The sequence below is a fragment of the Citrobacter sp. Cpo040 genome, from assembly GCF_030332915.1.
Lineage (GTDB): Bacteria > Pseudomonadota > Gammaproteobacteria > Enterobacterales > Enterobacteriaceae > Citrobacter > Citrobacter portucalensis.
Map to the genome: position 1 here is coordinate 1351207 of NZ_JAOWGX010000034.1, position 17756 is coordinate 1368962.

General features: G+C 54.2%; 21 protein-coding genes and 1 tRNA gene. 5 read left to right on the forward strand and 17 right to left on the reverse strand.

The features are described from left to right. Window positions 1–98 precede the first annotated feature (98 nt). Window positions 99–383, forward strand: a complete 285-nt coding sequence (rplY, locus tag OGX86_RS11255) for a 50S ribosomal protein L25 (protein ID WP_003027502.1) — start codon at window positions 99–101, stop codon at window positions 381–383. A 107-nt stretch (window positions 384–490) separates the two neighbouring features. Here rplY and OGX86_RS11260 read toward each other — a convergent pair whose 3' ends face one another. After that, window positions 491–1111: a hypothetical protein gene (locus OGX86_RS11260; RefSeq protein WP_048224653.1), complete on the reverse strand. Its 621-nt coding sequence runs from the start codon at window positions 1109–1111 to the stop codon at window positions 491–493. A gap of 27 nt (window positions 1112–1138) precedes the next feature. Then, window positions 1139–2146 carry a nucleoid-associated protein YejK gene (gene yejK, locus OGX86_RS11265; RefSeq protein ID WP_003027504.1) on the reverse strand — a complete coding sequence of 336 codons (1008 nt, stop codon included), beginning with the start codon at window positions 2144–2146 and terminating at the stop codon, window positions 1139–1141. 134 nt (window positions 2147–2280) lie between these two features. Here yejK and OGX86_RS11270 point away from each other — a divergent pair, with 134 nt between their 5' ends. From OGX86_RS11270 to narP, 4 genes are all read left to right on the forward strand, one after another. Beyond that, window positions 2281–2508 (forward strand): YejL family protein, encoded by a 228-nt coding sequence (locus tag OGX86_RS11270; protein WP_003027506.1) that lies wholly within the window; start codon window positions 2281–2283, stop codon window positions 2506–2508. A gap of 31 nt (window positions 2509–2539) precedes the next feature. After that, window positions 2540–4300 carry an LPS biosynthesis-modulating metalloenzyme YejM gene (gene yejM / locus OGX86_RS11275; RefSeq protein WP_286640062.1) on the forward strand — a complete coding sequence of 587 codons (1761 nt, stop codon included), beginning with the start codon at window positions 2540–2542 and terminating at the stop codon, window positions 4298–4300. Window positions 4301–4374: 74 nt separating this feature from the next. Beyond that, window positions 4375–4451: transfer RNA gene (locus OGX86_RS11280), tRNA-Pro, on the forward strand. A 208-nt stretch (window positions 4452–4659) separates the two neighbouring features. Beyond that, window positions 4660–5307, forward strand: a complete 648-nt coding sequence (narP, locus tag OGX86_RS11285) for a nitrate/nitrite response regulator protein NarP (RefSeq protein WP_003834605.1) — start codon at window positions 4660–4662, stop codon at window positions 5305–5307. A 96-nt stretch (window positions 5308–5403) separates the two neighbouring features. On the opposite strand, the gene OGX86_RS11290 is transcribed toward narP, so the two are convergent. The 15 genes from OGX86_RS11290 to napF all read right to left on the reverse strand — a co-directional run bounded on the left by OGX86_RS11290 (window position 5404) and on the right by napF (window position 17589). Then, window positions 5404–6453 carry a cytochrome c-type biogenesis protein CcmH gene (locus OGX86_RS11290; protein ID WP_032944027.1) on the reverse strand — a complete coding sequence of 350 codons (1050 nt, stop codon included), beginning with the start codon at window positions 6451–6453 and terminating at the stop codon, window positions 5404–5406. Beyond that, a complete protein-coding gene (dsbE, locus tag OGX86_RS11295; RefSeq protein ID WP_286640063.1) occupies window positions 6450–7007 on the reverse strand; it encodes a thiol:disulfide interchange protein DsbE in 558 nt (185 codons plus the stop codon). Before dsbE ends, OGX86_RS11290 begins: the two co-directional genes overlap by 4 nt. Further along, entirely contained in the window at window positions 7004–8959 is a 1956-nt protein-coding gene (locus OGX86_RS11300; RefSeq protein ID WP_048224655.1) for a heme lyase CcmF/NrfE family subunit, read from the reverse strand. Before OGX86_RS11300 ends, dsbE begins: the two co-directional genes overlap by 4 nt. Further along, complete coding sequence (gene ccmE, locus OGX86_RS11305; protein WP_016150677.1) at window positions 8956–9435, reverse strand: cytochrome c maturation protein CcmE; 480 nt, start codon at window positions 9433–9435, stop codon at window positions 8956–8958. Before ccmE ends, OGX86_RS11300 begins: the two co-directional genes overlap by 4 nt. Next, on the reverse strand, window positions 9432–9644 hold the full coding sequence (gene ccmD / locus OGX86_RS11310; protein ID WP_048215892.1) for a heme exporter protein CcmD: 213 nt from the start codon (window positions 9642–9644) through the stop codon (window positions 9432–9434). The genes ccmE and ccmD overlap by 4 nt, the downstream gene beginning before the upstream one ends. Then, window positions 9641–10378, reverse strand: a complete 738-nt coding sequence (locus OGX86_RS11315) for a heme ABC transporter permease (protein WP_003027538.1) — start codon at window positions 10376–10378, stop codon at window positions 9641–9643. Before OGX86_RS11315 ends, ccmD begins: the two co-directional genes overlap by 4 nt. Window positions 10379–10454: 76 nt before the next feature. Beyond that, window positions 10455–11114, reverse strand: a complete 660-nt coding sequence (gene ccmB / locus OGX86_RS11320; protein ID WP_048215891.1) for a heme exporter protein CcmB — start codon at window positions 11112–11114, stop codon at window positions 10455–10457. Continuing rightward, a complete protein-coding gene (gene ccmA / locus OGX86_RS11325) occupies window positions 11111–11731 on the reverse strand; it encodes a cytochrome c biogenesis heme-transporting ATPase CcmA (RefSeq protein ID WP_048224658.1) in 621 nt (206 codons plus the stop codon). Before ccmA ends, ccmB begins: the two co-directional genes overlap by 4 nt. 20 nt (window positions 11732–11751) lie before the next feature. Next, complete coding sequence (napC, locus tag OGX86_RS11330; protein ID WP_003027548.1) at window positions 11752–12354, reverse strand: cytochrome c-type protein NapC; 603 nt, start codon at window positions 12352–12354, stop codon at window positions 11752–11754. Between the two features lie 9 nt (window positions 12355–12363). Continuing rightward, window positions 12364–12813, reverse strand: coding sequence for a nitrate reductase cytochrome c-type subunit (gene napB / locus OGX86_RS11335; RefSeq protein ID WP_048215889.1), 450 nt, complete (start codon window positions 12811–12813; stop codon window positions 12364–12366). Next, a complete protein-coding gene (napH, locus tag OGX86_RS11340; RefSeq protein WP_003027552.1) occupies window positions 12810–13673 on the reverse strand; it encodes a quinol dehydrogenase ferredoxin subunit NapH in 864 nt (287 codons plus the stop codon). The genes napB and napH overlap by 4 nt, the downstream gene beginning before the upstream one ends. Next, on the reverse strand, window positions 13660–14355 hold the full coding sequence (gene napG / locus OGX86_RS11345) for a ferredoxin-type protein NapG (protein ID WP_003834629.1): 696 nt from the start codon (window positions 14353–14355) through the stop codon (window positions 13660–13662). The genes napH and napG overlap by 14 nt, the downstream gene beginning before the upstream one ends. Before the next feature lie 6 nt (window positions 14356–14361). Further along, the gene (gene napA, locus OGX86_RS11350; protein ID WP_008785300.1) at window positions 14362–16848 is read right to left on the reverse strand and encodes a nitrate reductase catalytic subunit NapA; all 2487 of its coding nucleotides are present in this window, start codon (window positions 16846–16848) and stop codon (window positions 14362–14364) included. After that, the gene (gene napD / locus OGX86_RS11355) at window positions 16845–17108 is read right to left on the reverse strand and encodes a chaperone NapD (protein WP_003027560.1); all 264 of its coding nucleotides are present in this window, start codon (window positions 17106–17108) and stop codon (window positions 16845–16847) included. Before napD ends, napA begins: the two co-directional genes overlap by 4 nt. Further along, complete coding sequence (gene napF / locus OGX86_RS11360; protein ID WP_003027564.1) at window positions 17098–17589, reverse strand: ferredoxin-type protein NapF; 492 nt, start codon at window positions 17587–17589, stop codon at window positions 17098–17100. Before napF ends, napD begins: the two co-directional genes overlap by 11 nt. Between the last annotated feature and the right edge of the window lie 167 nt (window positions 17590–17756).

Below are 17756 nucleotides of genomic sequence, written 5' to 3' on the forward strand. Positions count from 1 at the left end.
GTTTGAGTATAGAATCTCGCCCGCTTTTGCATACGCAAAGCAGATCACTTACCTGTTGCTGGGTCGCCTGTAGCAGGAATTATTAAAGAGAGATTTAAATGTTTACTATCAACGCTGAAGTACGTAAAGAGCAGGGTAAGGGTGCGAGCCGCCGCCTGCGTGCCGCTAACAAGTTCCCGGCAATCATCTACGGTGGCGCAGAAGCCCCGATTGCTATCGAACTGGATCACGATGCAGTTATGAACATGCAAGCTAAAGCTGAATTCTACAGCGAAGTTCTGACCATCGTTGTTGACGGTAAAGAAGTTAAAGTTAAAGCTCAGGCTGTACAGCGTCACCCGTTCAAGCCGAAGCTGTCCCACATCGACTTCGTTCGCGCGTAATCGCCTGGAAGTTGAAGAAAACCCCGCCTCGGCGGGGTTTTTTTATGCGTTTAATTTAGTTTGACGACATTAAGAGCAACGAGAACCCACTTTGCTTTTCCGCTTTCTTAAATCTCGTCAAATTCAATTAACGCCTCCCCTAATCGAGGATCTGTAGTTTCCGCTGCTGTAATCATACCTTTAAGCCGATTGAATAATGCCCGTTGACGAACGCTGGCACTTTCCGGTTTCCACGGCAAAATTCGTATTGGTATAGTTTGCCCTTCATTCAACGCATCAAATACCTTTTCATTGGTAAGTAAGTCGCCGCCGCTCCATCTCTTGCTATCAAACTGAAAATCAAAAAAGACATGGAGTTCCAGTTCATCTACACGCACTCGACGCTTTGCATTATCGATGCTTATTTCCACCTTCTCTTTACGTGTCAAAGTAGCATCAAGATTGAGTCCATACCGTTTCAACTGCCCCTTATCGTAATAGTAACTCATGCTGGAATAGGTTGATTTAAAAGCAAATCCAGTAATAAATAAACCAGTAAATAAGAACAGTGGGCATATGAACAAACTCAGTAACCAGTTGGCACCATGAGTATAAAACAGTACCAACGAGAGAACTGTGAACACAATACCAAGCATCAACATCATCAAAAATGTTACAATGTGCGCGTACAAAACCTGCCGAAATAAACTGAAATTAACAGACGGCTTCTGACGTATTCCTTTACTCACTACTGCGTCCTTTTATGTAGTATGCCCTTATTTCCCGCCCGACGTGCGACGCTGGAGCTGATCGCGCAGGTTCGGCGGCGTACCTTTGATGGTCAAGGTGTCTGTCGCCGGATCCCAGAAAATACGCTCACCCAGTAACATGGCGTCGAAGTTAATGGTTAACCCACCGCCGCTGCCGGCAAATTTGGTTAACTGACGCAGCGTACTGCGATCCGCAGGGAAGCTCTCTTCCAGCTCGTAGCCTTTATCAGCGGTAAATTCGCTGAAGCTGACTTCACTGACGCCGGAAAGCTCTTTAGACAGCGACTCTAGCTCGATCTCTTCACCAGCCTGCAACTGCTCGTTACAGTAGCTGTACACCTGCTGACGCACGTTCTGGCGTTCGGCTTTATCGAGTTGCGCCTCGGCGGTAAAGTCATCGACCGCCTGCAGCAGGCCACGGTTTTGCGCTTTGGCGTTCAGACCTTCGCTGGCACCGAGGAAATCCATAAAGAAATCGGCGACTTTACGCCCGACCCGCCCTTTCAGGAACGTCAGATAGCGCGTGGACTCCGGATTGGTTTCCCACTCGGTTAAATCAATACGCGCCACGATGTCCGCATGATTGATATCCAGATAGTGCGTCGGATTGATATCCAGATTTTCATTGACGCGCATGCTGCTTAAATTGTTCAGCACGGCGACCAGCAGATACTCTACCGCCAGATAGCGGTAATGGCAGAACAGGACAATACCGCCGTCGGCAAAAGGATATTTCGCCAGCTCGTCCCGCAAGCGTCCGGTCGCGGCACGACTAAATGCCAGAAAATCCTCTTCGCCCTGACGCTGTAAACGCAGCGTTTGCGCCAGTTCACTCTCTTCGCTAAACAGGCCATAGGCTTTATTCTTGGCGCTATACACCCGATGCAACTCAGCCATCATATCGACAACCGTCGCTGTCGGTTCCAGTAATGAATCGCGCAAGACCAGCTCAAGGTTCTGCTCGTCACGTTTGATAAGCTGGTGCAGGGCAATCTGGTTGATATCCAGACTCATGATAAACTCTCCTTTTAGACCGGGCGGTATTCAACCACCTGCCGGGCAGTGACGCAATAGAAGATAAAAAAGCAGAAAAAAAACTGTCCGTACGGTAATATGTTGCCCTTTCATGAACAGACTGATTTCGATTTATGCCACAAATTTCCCGCTATAGTGACGAACACGTTGAACAACTGCTGAATGAGATGCTCAACGTACTGGAAAAACATAAGGCGCCGACCGACCTTTCCCTGATGGTTCTGGGAAACATGGTGACTAACCTTATAAATACAAGCATCGCACCGGCCCAGCGCCAGGCGATTGCCAACTCTTTTGCCCGCGCATTGCAGTCTTCGGTAAACGACGACCAAGCGCATTAAGAGCCTGCTCCGGGGAAACGAACAACAGTTTATGGTAACTCATCGTCAGCGCTACCGTGAGAAAGTCTCCCAGATGGTTAGCTGGGGGCACTGGTTTGCCTTGTTCAACATTCTGTTGGCCATGGTTCTCGGTAGCCGTTACCTGTTTGTCGCCGACTGGCCGACAACCCTTGCAGGTCGTGTATATTCCTACCTGAGCGTTGTCGGGCATTTTAGCTTTCTGGTGTTTGCCACCTATCTGCTAATCCTGTTTCCCCTGACGTTTATCGTCATGTCCCAGAGGCTGATGCGATTCTTATCAGCTATTCTGGCGACGGCTGGCATGACGCTGTTGTTAATCGACAGCGAAGTTTTCACCCGCTTCCACCTGCACCTCAACCCGATCGTCTGGGAACTGGTCATTAACCCTGACCAGAATGAAGCGGCGCGTGACTGGCAACTGTTGTTTATCAGCGTGCCGGTTATCCTGTTAATAGAAATGTTGTTTGCGACCTGGAGCTGGCAAAAGCTGCGCAGCCTGACGCGTCGTCGCCATTTCGCCAAACCGTTAGCGGCATTCTTCTTCGTTTCTTTTATCGCCTCGCATGTGGTGTATATCTGGGCAGATGCCAATTTCTATCGCCCGATTACCATGCAGCGCGCAAACCTGCCACTCTCTTACCCGATGACGGCGCGTAAGTTTCTGGAAAAACATGGCCTGCTGGATGCGCAAGAGTATCAGCGTCGCCTGATCGAACAGGGCAATCCGGAAGCGGTTTCCGTGCAGTACCCGCTCAGCGAACTGCACTATCGCGATATGGGGACCGGCCAGAACGTTCTGCTGATCACCGTAGACGGCCTGAACTACTCACGCTTTGAAAAACAGATGCCTGCGCTGTCTGAGTTTGCCGGGCAGAATATCTCCTTTACGCGTCACATGAGCTCAGGCAACACCACGGATAACGGGATCTTTGGCCTGTTCTATGGCGTATCGCCAAGCTACATGGACGGTATTTTGTCGACCCGAACGCCTGCGGCGCTGATCTCTGCACTGAACCAGCAGGGTTATCAGTTAGGGCTATTCTCCTCGGATGGCTTTACCAGCCCGCTTTATCGTCAGGCGCTACTGTCAGATTTCTCCATGCCGAGCGTGCAAACGCAATCTGATGAGCAAACCGCAAGCCAATGGATTAACTGGCTGGGACGCTACGCGCAGGAAGATAATCGCTGGTTCTCCTGGGTCTCCTTTAACGGGACAAACCTTGATGACAGCAACCAGAAGAACTTTGCCAAACGCTACGCCAGCGCCGCTCAGGATGTGGATGCCAATATTAACCGTGTTCTTAGCGCCCTGCGCGACTCGGGTAAACTGGACAACACGGTGGTGATTATTACCGCGGGTCGCGGTGTGCCGCTGACTCAGGAAGAGAACAACTTTGCCTGGTCGCGCGGTCATCTGCAGGTTCCTCTGGTTATTCACTGGCCGGGAACACCTGCCCAGCGTATCAATAGCCTGACCGATCATACAGACCTGATGACGACGCTGATGCAGCGCCTGCTGCACGTCAGCACGCCGGCTAACGAATACTCGCAGGGGCAGGATTTGTTCAATGCTACACGTCGCCATTACTGGGTGACCGCCGCCGACGGCAGCACGATGGCAGTGACTACGCCAGAGATGACGCTGGTGCTGAACAACAACGGAAATTATCAGACCTATGATTTACGTGGCGAGAAAATAAAAGATCAGAAACCGCAGCTCAGCCTGCTGCTACAGGTTCTGACGGATGAGAAACGATTTATTGCTAACTGATTAATTATAAATCAGTTAGTGAGGCATCCTCTTGCATTCGTAGCGGAAAGCAGTAGTATTAGCAGCCATAGCGTCGGCACGTAGCGCAGCCTGGTAGCGCACCGTCATGGGGTGTCGGGGGTCGGAGGTTCAAATCCTCTCGTGCCGACCAAAAATCCCCAAAAAAACCAACCCTTGCGGTTGGTTTTTTTATGTCTGCGATTCCGCATTCCTGAGTTTTACAGCAGCCTTCAGCACAGGTTTTACTACTTACCCATGCACAAATTGGGGTAAAATTCATCCTCTCATCAGCGCGATGAATCTGGACGATTGATGCGCTGAAAACAATAATGATACTAATAAAAGCTCAGGAGAATAGTATGCCTGAAGTAACGCCTTTTCGGGTGCTGATTGTCGACGACCACCCACTCATGCGGCGGGGAATTAGTCAATTATTGCAACTGGATCCCGCATTTGACGTAGTCGCTGAAGCAGGCGACGGCGCAAGTGCTATCGATCTGGCAAACCGTCTGGACCTTGATGTGATCCTGCTGGATCTCAATATGAAAGGTATGAGCGGGCTGGACACCCTGAATGCGCTGCGTCGGGACGGCGTCACCGCGCAAATTATTATTCTTACCGTATCGGATGCCGCCAGCGATGTGTACGCCTTAATTGATGCCGGCGCGGATGGTTATTTACTGAAAGATAGCGATCCCGAAGTCTTGCTGGAAGCCATTCGTAACGGCGCCAAAGGTGGTAAAGCGTTTAGCGCTCGTGTTAGCGAATATCTGCGCGAACGTGACCTGTTTGGTGCGCAGGAAGATCCATTCAGCATTCTCACCGAACGCGAACTGGATGTGTTACACGAGCTGGCTCAGGGGCTGTCGAATAAACAGATTGCGTCGGTACTGAATATTTCCGAACAGACGGTGAAGGTGCATATTCGTAACCTGCTGCGCAAACTCAACGTGCGTTCTCGCGTTGCTGCCACCATCCTGTTTTTGCAAACACGCGGCATGCAGTAATCAATGAGATGCCGGATGGCGACGCAACAGCGTCTTATCCGGCCTACAAAGCTCGCACAGGCCCGAAAGCAGCACGCCTTCGGGCAATCTGGACTCTTACTTCTCCTGCGGCGTTAGCTGCTCCATCGCCTGCTTAATGCTGCGTTCTATCACCGCCCGACGGGTATCATTGGCCGGTAATAATTTCAGCATCATCTCCCATGCCGCAACCGCCTCACCAAAGCGCTGCTGTTCAAAAGCGTTAAACGCGTACATGCTGAGAACCCGCACGTTGGCATGCTCGCCGCGCACCAGCTGGCGTAACAGCTCCCCTCCCCTGCGATTATCGTCAGGATCGGATGAACGGGTCAGTGCTTCCGCATAACCCAGCGCCGCATCGCTGTTTTTAGGATCCAGTCGATAGGCATTGGCATAGGCTTCAGTGGCCGTACTGGCGTTACCGAGTACCATGCCAATACGCCCAAGCATGATCCAACCTTCAACGTTTGTAGGATCGGCTTGTAAACGCGTGCGCAGCCCCAGCGCCAGACGTGTCATATCTTCTTCATTGAGCGGGTCAGCTTTCGGATCCAACGCGCGTTCCAGCAGCGCCGGAGCCTGAGCGGTGGCCTGCTGCCAGACCTGAACCTGCTTATAGCTGCCGGTTTCATAATAGCTCACCGCGCCAACGATCAGCGCCACCACGATGCCGGGCACAAACAACCCAAATCCACCGCGCTTGCCATCCGGGATAACGTCGTCAGGAAACTCTTCAAGCTTCACCCGGACGCGTCGGCGAGTACGGGCAAAAATAATCCAGCCGCCCAAACCAATCGCTACCACCGGCATCACCCACAAAAGCACAGTAAGCGGCGTCAACGGCGGATCGTAAGTGACAAAGTTGCCGTAGCGCGCCACCATGTAGTCGACAATCTCTTTCTGGCTTTTCCCTTCCTGCATCAGTTCGTACACTTTCTGGCGCAGGTCAGTGGCAATCATTGAGTTAGAATCGGCGATACTGTTGTTCTGACATTTAGGACAGCGCAGCTGTTCGGTAAGCTGACGGAACTGCTGCTCCTGCGCTTCATCCTTAAACTGCATCACATCGATGGTCGCCAGCGCAGATCCCGAGATAACCAGCATCAGCAGGCCCAGTAAAAATCTCATTGCGCAGCCTCCTTACTGTACTTATCCAACAACGGTTTGATCTCGCTCTCCCACACCCTGGCATTCAAATCACCAGCATGGCGATAGCGAATAATACCTTTACCGTCGATCAGGAACGTTTCCGGCGCGCCGTACACGCCAAGATCCAGACCGAGCATACCGTCGCCGTCAAACAGGCTTAATGAGTAAGGATTGCCCAGCTCTTTCAGCCAGACAATGGCTTTCTGACGATCGTCTTTATAGTTCAGACCCACCACCCGCACGCCTTGTGCAGATAGCTGGTTCAGATACTGATGTTCGGCGCGACAGGTCGGACACCAGGTCGCCCAGACGTTCAGCAGTACCGGTTTGCCCTGGGTCAGCACATCGGCCTGATAATGCTGACCCGGATTCTCCAGCGACTCCAGGCGGAATGTCGGAACGGGTTTGCCGATCAGCGCCGATTCCAGATTCGTGGGATCGTCTCCCTGAGCGTTACGCGCCAGCTGCCACAGCAGCGCCGCCGCAATGATCAGAAAAATAATAAACGGAATTAACAGTGCGTTGCGCTTCATACAGCCTCCGACGCATTTTTTTGCACCGCGGCGCGAGGACGCGCGCGCTGACGATAGCGTGGATCAAACAGGCAGAACAATCCGCCCAGCGCCATCAGCAATCCTCCGGCCCAAATCCAGCGAATAAACGGTTTGTAGTACAGACGCACAGCCCATGCGCCGTTATCCAGTTCTTCACCCAGCGCGGCGTACAGATCGCGCGTGAATCCGCCGTCAATTGCCGCTTCGGTCATCATCGAACTGGTGCTGTTATAGAAGCGTTTTTCCGCATGCAGCGTGGCTTCCGGTTTACCATCTCGGGTAACGCCAATAATGGCGACACCGCCCCGGTAGTTAGGTCCGGTAATATCTTTCACTTCGCGGAACGTGAACTGATAGTTATGGATACTGACGCTATCACCTGCTTTCATGCGCACATCGCGTTCAACGCTGTAGTTCTGGCTGAAGGCAATACCGACAATAGTAATCGCCAGCCCAACGTGGCCCGACACCATGCCCCAATAGCTTGGTGTTAATTTCGTTCCGCGGGAAACACGCAGGAATGCTTCGGACATCGCCAGCACGAATATCCAGCATGCCATCGCCAGCCCTACCACCGTCATAGCGGCAACTCGATCCTCAAACAACCACGGCAGCAGCAGCGACAGAACAAGCGTGGTGACAAACGCGATAATCAGTAACGTTTTCAGTTTACGCGGTCGGTCACGGCCCCAGCGCACTAATGGCCCAATACCCAGCAACAGCGCGAACGGTGCCATCAGCCAGGTAAACATGGTGTTGAAGAACGGTTCGCCAATCGAAATACTGCCCAGACCCAGTTGTTTGTGCACCAGCGGCAGCAGCGTGCCCAAAAGCACCACCAGCATGGCGGCAATCAGCAGAACGTTGTTGCCCAACAGCAGAGATTCACGCGACCACAGCGCGTTGTTCACCCGTGAGCGGACCTTGTGACCGCGCACCGCAAACAGCAACAGGGAGCCGCCAATCACCAATACCATAAAGGCCAGAATAAACATCCCGCGCGACGGATCGGAGGCGAAGGCATGCACCGATACCAGAACGCCGGAGCGCACCAGGAAAGTACCTAACAGGCAAAGCGAGAATGCGCAGATTGACAGCAGCAGCGTCCAGGCTTTAAAGCTGGCACGCTGTTCGGTTACCGACAGCGAGTGCATCAGCGCCGTTCCCACCAGCCATGGCATAAACGAGGCGTTCTCAACCGGATCCCAGAACCACCAGCCGCCCCAGCCCAGCTCGTAATAGGCCCAGGCCGAACCGAGTACAATACCCAGCGTCAGGAACACCCATGCCGCCAGCGTCCACGGACGCGAAAAACGGGCGAAGGTACTGTCCAGTCGTCCGCTCATCAGCGCGGCAATCGCAAACGCGAAGGCCACGGAGAAGCCGACATACCCCATGTACAGCAACGGCGGATGGAAAATCAGTCCCGGATCCTGCAACAGCGGGTTCAGGTCGCGCCCTTCAATAGGGAAGTTGGGCAACGTACGGGCAAACGGGTTGGAGGTAAACAGAATAAACAGCAGAAAGCCAACGCTTACCATCCCCATCACCGCCAGCACGCGAGCAACGATGTCCAGCGGCATACGCTGGCTGAACGCCGCAACGGCGAACGTCCAGCCGCTCATCAGCAGCACCCATAGCAACAGCGAGCCTTCATGAGCCCCCCAGGTTGCCGCGACCCGATACCAGACCGGAAGCTGGGTATTGGAGTTGCTGGCAACGTAGGTGACAGTAAAGTCATTAACCACGAAGGCGTTGACCAGAATCAGGAACGCCCCCATCACGCAGATAAAAAGAACCCAGGCAAAAGGCCGCGCGGAGGCCATCATTCGCACGTCGCCGCGCGCTACGCCCCACAGCGGATAGACTGACAGTAGTAACGCCACGCCGAGCGCAAGGCACAACAGCGCATTGCCAATTTCAGGCATCATGACGTTTTATCCTTATAAACACTTTCCGGGCGACGATGGTTTTCCTGCATCGCTTTTTCGACTTCCGGCGGGGTGTAATTCTCATCATGTTTGGCAAGAACCTCTTTGGCCTGCACATGATTTCCTTCGTTCAATTCGCCCTGAACAACAACACCCTGCCCTTCGCGGAACAGATCCGGCAGAATGCCTTCGTAGGTGACATCCACCACACCTTCGGCGTCATAGATGCTGAAATTTACTTTTAGCGATTGCGGATCGCGCTTTACGCTACCGGGCATCACCATTCCGCCCACGCGCAGGCGCTGACCGACTTCGGGCATCTGCTGCGTTTCGCGCTTACCGTAGAGTATCTCTCCCGGCGTATAGAACAGGTCAATATTAGAACGCAGCGCATAAAGCACCAGCGTAATGGTCAACGCCAGACCCGCCAGTACCGCACAGGCTATCCATAACCGATTTTTACGTCGAATATTCACGCCGCCTCCCGTTGCACTTGCGCCGCACGCATACGCGCTTCTCTCGCCCGCTGCTGCGCTACACCGCGTAAAATTGCGCGATGTTGTAACGTGGAATGTAGTACCAGCACCACCAGCGGGATAACGCTCATCGCTACGGCAAGCCAGACATACAAGGCGTAGCCGCCCATCGCGAAAAAATCACTCCATGATGCAAATGCAGGGGTCATTGGCGGCCTCTTTTTAAGATCAGTTCGCTCACCCACGGGCGGCGTTTTTCCATCATCAAAATCAGGTTACGCATGCGCATCAGCGCCAGCGTGACAAACAGTAACAGATAGCCGACGATTGCCAGACGCAGCGGCGTACGCATCGCCGGATCGATGCTTTGCTGCATGCGGGTAGAACCCTGATGCAGCGTATTCCACCACTCAACCGAGTAGTGGATAATCGGTAAGTTGACCACGCCAATCAGCACCAGAATACCGGCGGCACGACCTGCCAGACGGCGGTCGTCAAAGGCATGCCACAGCGCAATGGCACCCACGTAGAGAAACAACAGTACCAGTTCAGAGGTGAGTCGAGCATCCCAGACCCACCAGGTTCCCCACATCGGTTTGCCCCATGCGGAGCCGGTCACCAGCGCAATAAAGGTAAACACTGCACCAATCGGCGCCATCGCAGCCAGCGCCAGATTGGCCATTTTCATCTGCCAGACCAGGCCGATAAACGCGGCAACAGCCATCGAGGCATAAATGCCCATCGACCAGATTGCCGCCGGAACGTGCAGATAAATAATGCGATAGCTCTGCCCCTGCTGATAATCCGCAGGCGCAAAACCAAAGCCCCAGACCCATCCCGTTATGAGTACCACCGCGCTGGCAATCGCCAGCCACGGGATAAACCAGCCACAGATCTGATAGAGCCGAGGGGGCATCGCCAATTGATGAAGTGTTTTCCACATAGTTCAGTCACCAGACTCCATAAATTAAAATCCGTTGTGCCAGAGCGCCTTGCCCGGCCTACACATCTAATTCTCGTTACTGCACGCTTATCCGTAACGCCGCGGCTGTGGCAAACGGGCTTAACGTGGCGCTGCCGACCAGCAACGCGCCCAGAATTGCCATGTACCCTTCAACCGGTAAGTGCATAGAAGCCGCATCCATCGCGGCGGTTGCAAAAATCAGTAAGGGTATGGTGAGCGGGAGCACCAGCACGCTTAGCAACACGCCGCCGCGCTTTAAGCCCACCGTCAGCCCCACACCCGGCGCACCGAGGAAGCCCAGCGTCGGCGTTCCGAGTAACAACGTCAGCGCCATAATTTTCCAGCTGTACATATCCATGCCCAGCAGCAGCGCCACTAGCGGCGAGAGGATCAACAGCGGCAGGCCGGTCACGACCCAGTGCGCCATCACTTTCGCCAGCACCACGGCCGGTAGCGGTAACGGCAGCAGCATCAGTTGCTCAAGGCTGCCGTCCTGCAGATCATCACGAAACAGGCGTTCCAGCGCCAGCAATGACGCCAGCAGCGCCGCAACCCAAATGATGCCCGGCGCAATGCGCGCCAGAAGCTGCGGCTCCGGCCCAATGCTCAGCGGGAACAGCGTAATAACAATCAGGAAGAACCATAAAGGATTGGCGATTTCCGCACTATGACGAAACGCAACTCGCAGTTCTAAACGGAAGATTCGCCACATCATTGCGTTGCCCTCTCGCTGGTCAGCGCAATACGTCGCACTTTATCGGTTTCGACATTGAGCGGTTGGTGGGTGGTGAGAATAACAATACCGCCCTGCTCCGTATGCTGCGCCATACGCTGAGTCAGTCGCTCAACGCCGTTCACATCAATGGCGGTAAAGGGTTCATCGAGGATCCACAGCCGGGCGCGGGTCAGCCACAAACGGGCCAGCGCCACACGCCGCTGTTGTCCGGCGGAGAGCTGGTTCACCGGGATATCTTCATATCCGGCAAGTCCCGCCTGCGCCAGCGCAGCCAGACACAGTGCAATGTCGCCGTCATGATGGAAGAAACGCAGGTTCTCCAACGCCGAAAGCCGGGTTTTTATCCCCGGCTGATGTCCGATCCACAGCAGTTGCTGATGGTAGCTGTCCCGCACGTAATGCAGCGGCTGCTCTTGCCAGCAAACCTCCCCTGCATCGGGACGCGCCAGCCCGGTAAGCAACCGCAGCAGAGTGGTTTTCCCTGCGCCGTTGCTGCCGGTAATTTGTACCCATTCCCCTGCGTTGACGCGAAATGACAGATTGCTGAACAGTATTCTGTCATCTCGCTCGCAAAGTAATTCTCTGGCTTCAAGCATACCTGGTTATCTACATCCTGTTAAAAGCCCGGTTTGACTTCGCGCATATCAGGCAGTTTGTGCGCTATCCCTTTATGACAGTCAATACAGGTTTGCCCGTCTTTCACGGCCTGGTCGTGCATTTTGGCCGCAACGCCTTTCTGGGCGGTTAAATCCATAAACTCGAAGTTGTGACAGTTTCGGCACTCTTGCGAATTATTATCTTTCATACGCCGCCACTCATTTTGCGCCATCGTCAGACGATGGTCTTCAAATTTCTGCGGTGTATCTATCAGCCCCAGTGCTTTCGCGTACAGCTCTTTACTGGCCTTGATCTTACGGATCATTTTCGGGCCCCACTCATGGGGGACGTGGCAATCAGGGCAAGTCGCTCGCACACCACTGCGGTTGTTGTAGTGTACGGTTTCCATGTATTCCTGGTATACCGTATTGCGCATTTCGTGACAGCTAATGCAGAACTCTTCTGTATTGGCCTTTTCCATACCGGTATTAAAGCCGCCCCAGAAAATAATGCCGCCCACAAAGCCGATTAACAACAGCGTGCCGAGTGCCAGACGGCTGGGGCGACGCCACCATTGCCAGACGCGCTTAATCCAGCCTGGTTTACGGTTAGAATTTTCCATAATGACCTCTTATTTCCCGTAACCTTTCGAGGGGGTGAAGGTATTTTCAACAATCGGCGCGGCGTCAGCCTGCGGAACGTGACATTGCAGGCAGAAATAACGACGCGGCGCAACTTCAGCCAATACCTTGCCGTCGCTGTCCATAAAGTGCGTCGGACTGATGCGCGGCGCACCGGTGGTGCGATAGCTTTCCACACCGTGGCATTGCAGGCAGCGGTTAGTGTTAGTCGTCACCTGATACCCTTCAACGCTATGCGGAATCATCGGCGGCTGATTCACATAGTTCAGCGGCATGCGCTCTTGCTCTTTCGGCATGCGAATCGCCCCTTCTTGTGTTCCTGAGACTTCCGGTGACTGGCTCAGATCCACTCCATTTGCAGCCCAAACGGCCCCACTGACGACCAGGGCAAGCAGGGCCGTCCATTGACACAGCGTCTTAATCAGGTCATGGCTTTTCATGATTTCGCTCCCGAACTCCATCGTGTTGTTATTGTAAAAACATCCTCAGAACAGACATCCACGCAGCGACCGCAGGCCATGCAATCGCGGCTGGTTACCTGCACCGGACTTTGCTCATCCAGCACCGGCGCACGTAGCACATGCGGTTCCGGGCAAACATGAAAACAATCCATACAGCGGTTACATCTGTTACGTTCTTTTGCCGAAACGGTTAATGCCCCTTTGCTTCCCACCACGCTATACAGCGCACCCAGTGGGCAAAGATGCCCGCACCAGCCATGCTCAACGACCAGTAAATCAAATAAAAACAGCGCGAGGATCAGCAACGCTCCGCTACCGAATCCCATTACCAGGCTCCGTCCAAGCAGAGAGACTGGATTTATCCACTCCCACAACAGCGTACCGGTCAGGGCGGAACCGACCAGGATAACCACCAGCAGGACGTACCGTATATGGCGCGGCAGGGTTGCGGACTGATTCAGGTCAAACCTTCTGCGCAACCAACTGGCTAAATCGGTAACCGGGTTCATGGGACAAACCCAGCTACAAAACAGCCGCTTACCGGCCAGGGCATACAGCACCGTGATGATAGCTGCTCCCGTTAACGCCACCGTCGCCGGCAGATGCCCGCTGGCCAGGCTTTGCAGAGTAATCAGCGGATCGGTGAATGGGATAGCGTCCAGCAACAGGCTGCTACTGTAGTTGCCATGCAGGATCCACACGCCAAGCCACGGGCCGCTGAGGAACATCGCCAGTATCAGAAACTGACTCAAACGACGCAGCAGCAGCCAGCGATGACTCTTCCACCACCCTTTTTTTGCCTGCGCTTCACGCCCAGCGTCACGTTTACGATTTGCCATTGTTCCCCTCCAGCCAACCGAAGCGGTAATGGTGTCCTAACTCCCCTTTTGCCAGCGACAGCGGCAGCACTTTTATTGCTGGCTGCTCCAGTACGCAGACTTTTTCGCATTTCCCGCAGCCGGTACAGGCATCGCTATGGACGGTTGGAATAAACCGCGCATGCTTGCCGGTTCGCATGTTGCGGTCCAGCTCAAGGGTGATAGCCTCATCGATTTTCGGGCACTCGCGGTAACACACATCGCAGCGTAACCCTTGGTAGTTGAGGCAGTTTTCGTGATCCAGCAGTACCGCCAGCCCCATACGCGAATCGTCAATGGATTCAATTTCCCTGTCCAACGCGCCGCTCGGGCAGACTTTGGCACACGGAATGTCCTCACACATTTCGCAGGGAATATCACGGGCGACAAAATATGGCGTACCGGCCGCCAGCCCGGAGGCCAGCGTTGCCAGCTTCAGCGTGTCATACGGGCATGCCTGAACGCACTGACCGCAACGTACGCAGGCGCTGGCGAATGCCTCCTCGCTCAGTGCACCTGGCGGGCGCAACCGCACGCCGGTTGCGCGTGCGGTTTGTTGTTGCAACCCCAGCGCCACGCCAACGACGGCCAGCCCGCCCGCTGCGCGAACCATATCGCGCAGAAAGCGGCGGCGGCCATTTTGGGGTTTTGCTGACCGGGACATAACGCGTTACACCTTCGCCAGTTTCACGGCGCACTTCTTGAAATCCGTCTCTTTGGAGAGCGGATCCGTCGCATCCAGCGTCAGGTTGTTCACCAACTGTGCGGCATCGAAGAACGGCATGTACACCAGCCCCTGCGGCGGACGGTTACGACCGCGTGTTTCAACAATCGAAATCACTTCGCCACGACGGGAAATCACTTTGACCTTATCGCCACGGCGCAGATCGCGTGCTTTTGCATCCAGCGGGTGGATAAACAGCACGGCTTCTGGGAAAGCACGGTGCAGTTCAGGCACACGACGCGTCATACTGCCAGTATGCCAGTGTTCCAGCACACGTCCGGTAGACAGCCACAGGTCATATTCTTTATCCGGCGCTTCAGCAGCAGGCTCAAATGGCAGCGCGAAGATAACCGCTTTACCGTCCGGTTTACCGTAGAACTTGTAGCTTTCACCTGCTTTCACGTAAGGGTCGTTGCCTTCGCTGTAGCGCCACTGGGTCTCTTTACCCTCAACGACCGGCCAGCGTAAACCGCGCGCTTTGTGGTAATCGTCAAATGGCGCAAGATCGTGCCCGTGACCGCGGCCAAACCAGGCGTACTCTTCGAACAAGCCTTTTTGCAGATAGAAGCCCAGCTCGCGGGATTCATCGTTTAGTTGATCTTCAGCCAGTTCAGTCACTGGGAATTTCGTTACTGCTGGCGTAGCAAACAGCACGTCATACAGCGTTTTACCGCGCAGTTCCGGTTTTTGTGCCAGCAGCTCTTCCGGCCATACTTCTTCTGTTTTGAAGCGACGAGAGAATTGCACCAGTTGCCACAGATCCGATTTCGATTCGCCCGGCGCTTTAATTTGCTGACGCCAGAACTGTGTACGGCGTTCCGCATTACCGTAGGCGCCTTCTTTCTCTACCCACATCGCGGTCGGCAGGATCAGGTCAGCCGACAGGGCGCTGATCGTCGGGTACGGATCGGAGACGATGATGAAGTTACGCGGATCGCGCCAGCCCGGCATACGCTCTTCGTTGATGTTCGGACCGGCCTGCATGTTGTTAGTACACATCGCCCAGTAGACGTTGAGCTTGCCATCTTTCAGCGCGCGATCTTGCGCCACGGCGTGCAGACCAACTTTTGCCGGAATGGTCCCTGACGGAATATTCCAGTGCTTCTCACAGATATCGCGGTGTTTTTCGTTCGTTACCACCATGTCCGCAGGCAGACGGTGGGAGAACGTACCGACTTCACGCGCGGTGCCGCACGCTGAAGGCTGGCCGGTCAGAGAGAACGGGCCGCAGCCTGGCTGGGAGATTTTGCCAGTCAGCAAGTGCAGGTTATAGACCAGGTTGTTGGCCCACACGCCGCGGGTGTGCTGGTTAAAGCCCATCGTCCAGTAGGAGATGACTTTTTTCTTCGGATCGGCATACAGCTGCGCCAGCTGTTCCAGCTGATCTTTCGGCACACCGGTCATTTCGGCGGTTTTATCCAGCGTGTACTCAGCAACGAAGGCTTTGTAATCCTCAAAGCTCATCGGTTCAGAAGCATCGGATCCCGGGTTTTTCGCCGCTTTTTCCAGCGGATGGGTTGGACGCAGACCGTAGCCGATGTCCGTCACGCCTTTACGCAGGTTAACGTGCTTGCTAAAGAAATCCTGGTTAATCGCATTGTTTTGAATAATGTAGTTCGCGATGTAGTTGAGGATCACCAGATCGGTTTGCGGCGTGAAGACCATACCGTTATCCGCCAGCTCAAAGCTGCGGTGCTGGAAGGTGGAAAGAACCGCGACGTTAACATTAGGATCGGACAGACGACGGTTGGTGATGCGCGACCACAGGATCGGGTGCATCTCTGCCATATTCGCGCCCCACAGGACGAAGGCATCCGCATGTTCGATATCGTCATAGCAGCCCATCGGTTCATCCATACCGAAGGTACGCATAAAACCGACTACCGCTGAGGCCATGCAGTGACGTGCGTTCGGGTCGATGTTATTGGAACGGAAACCCGCTTTAAACAATTTGGCAGCGGCATAACCTTCCCAAATCGTCCACTGGCCAGAGCCGAACATACCGATAGACTCCGGGCCTTTCTCTTTCATCGACGTTTTGAATTTCTCTTCCATCACGTCAAAGGCCTGGTCCCAGCTAATCGGGGTGAACTCGCCTTCTTTGTGATACTTGCCGTCTTTCATGCGCAGCATCGGCTGCGTTAAACGGTCTTTTCCGTACATGATTTTCGGCAGGAAGTAACCTTTGATGCAGTTAAGCCCACGGTTAACCGGCGCATCCGGATCGCCCTGGCATGCCACAACACGCCCTTGCTGCGTTCCGACCAATACGCCACAGCCCGTCCCGCAAAAACGGCACGGGGCTTTGTCCCATTTGATGGCTTCTTGCTGACCGACTACTGCGCGGGCAACGCCCGGCACGCTTAACCCGGCAGCCGCCGCAGCGGCCGCAACGGCGTTAGCTTTCATAAAGCTACGACGACTGAGTTTCATGGTGTTTCCTCACCTTGCTCATCCTGCTGGTGATAAACCAGCGACACCGCCAGTACGCCCGCAACGTTGCGTACTGACTCAATTGTTTTCATTAGCGTTTCACTTTGCTCAGCTTCCACCACCACAATCAACTGACCACTTTCCACATCGCTGAGTGCAACTTCGCAACCGGGAAAGGAACGCAACTGCGTGGCGATATCGTTGATATGCTGGCTTTTGGCCTGAACGACCAGGCTGCAGACCTGCCAGTTATTGTCCATGGTTGTACTCCGCGTTAATGGCTGATACCGGGCAGATAGCGACACAGGCGCCACATCCGTTACAGTCCTGATTGTCGAGCTGCGGCTGATAAATGCCGGAAAGCGTGGGGCGAAAGGTTATTGCCATGGGCTCACAGCTATCCTGACAGCGGTGACATTCAACGGACTGATGTGCGAGACAGTTTTCCCCAATCGTAAAATTCAGATCCCATGCCCTGGTGTGGCGCGGAAGAAAAAGTGATTCGGGACAGGCTTCTGCGCAGGCATAGCAAAAGCTGCACTCGCCGTGTTTGAAATTTACGCTCGGGTAACCACCCTGGCCTCGCTGCAGGATGTCGGTTTCGCACGCCTGGATGCAGGCGTCACAACGGAGGCAATGGGCCAGAAAGTGAGAGTCTTCCTTGCTCCACGGCGGACGAATCCCTGCGCTGGCGTTTCGCCAACTGCCTGTCAACATGCCTCGACGGGATAAATCAACCATGACATTGTCCTTCCATAATGACGCCCTCCCTCGGCGGGTTGAACGACATAAAAAACTGCACTATTTATGAGTAGTTATTTTTAGCCGTAAGATATTTCAGGATGTGTTAGAGGTGCATACCCCAATTGGGGTAAATGCTGTTGCCGGATCAAAGGAGTGTTGAGTTG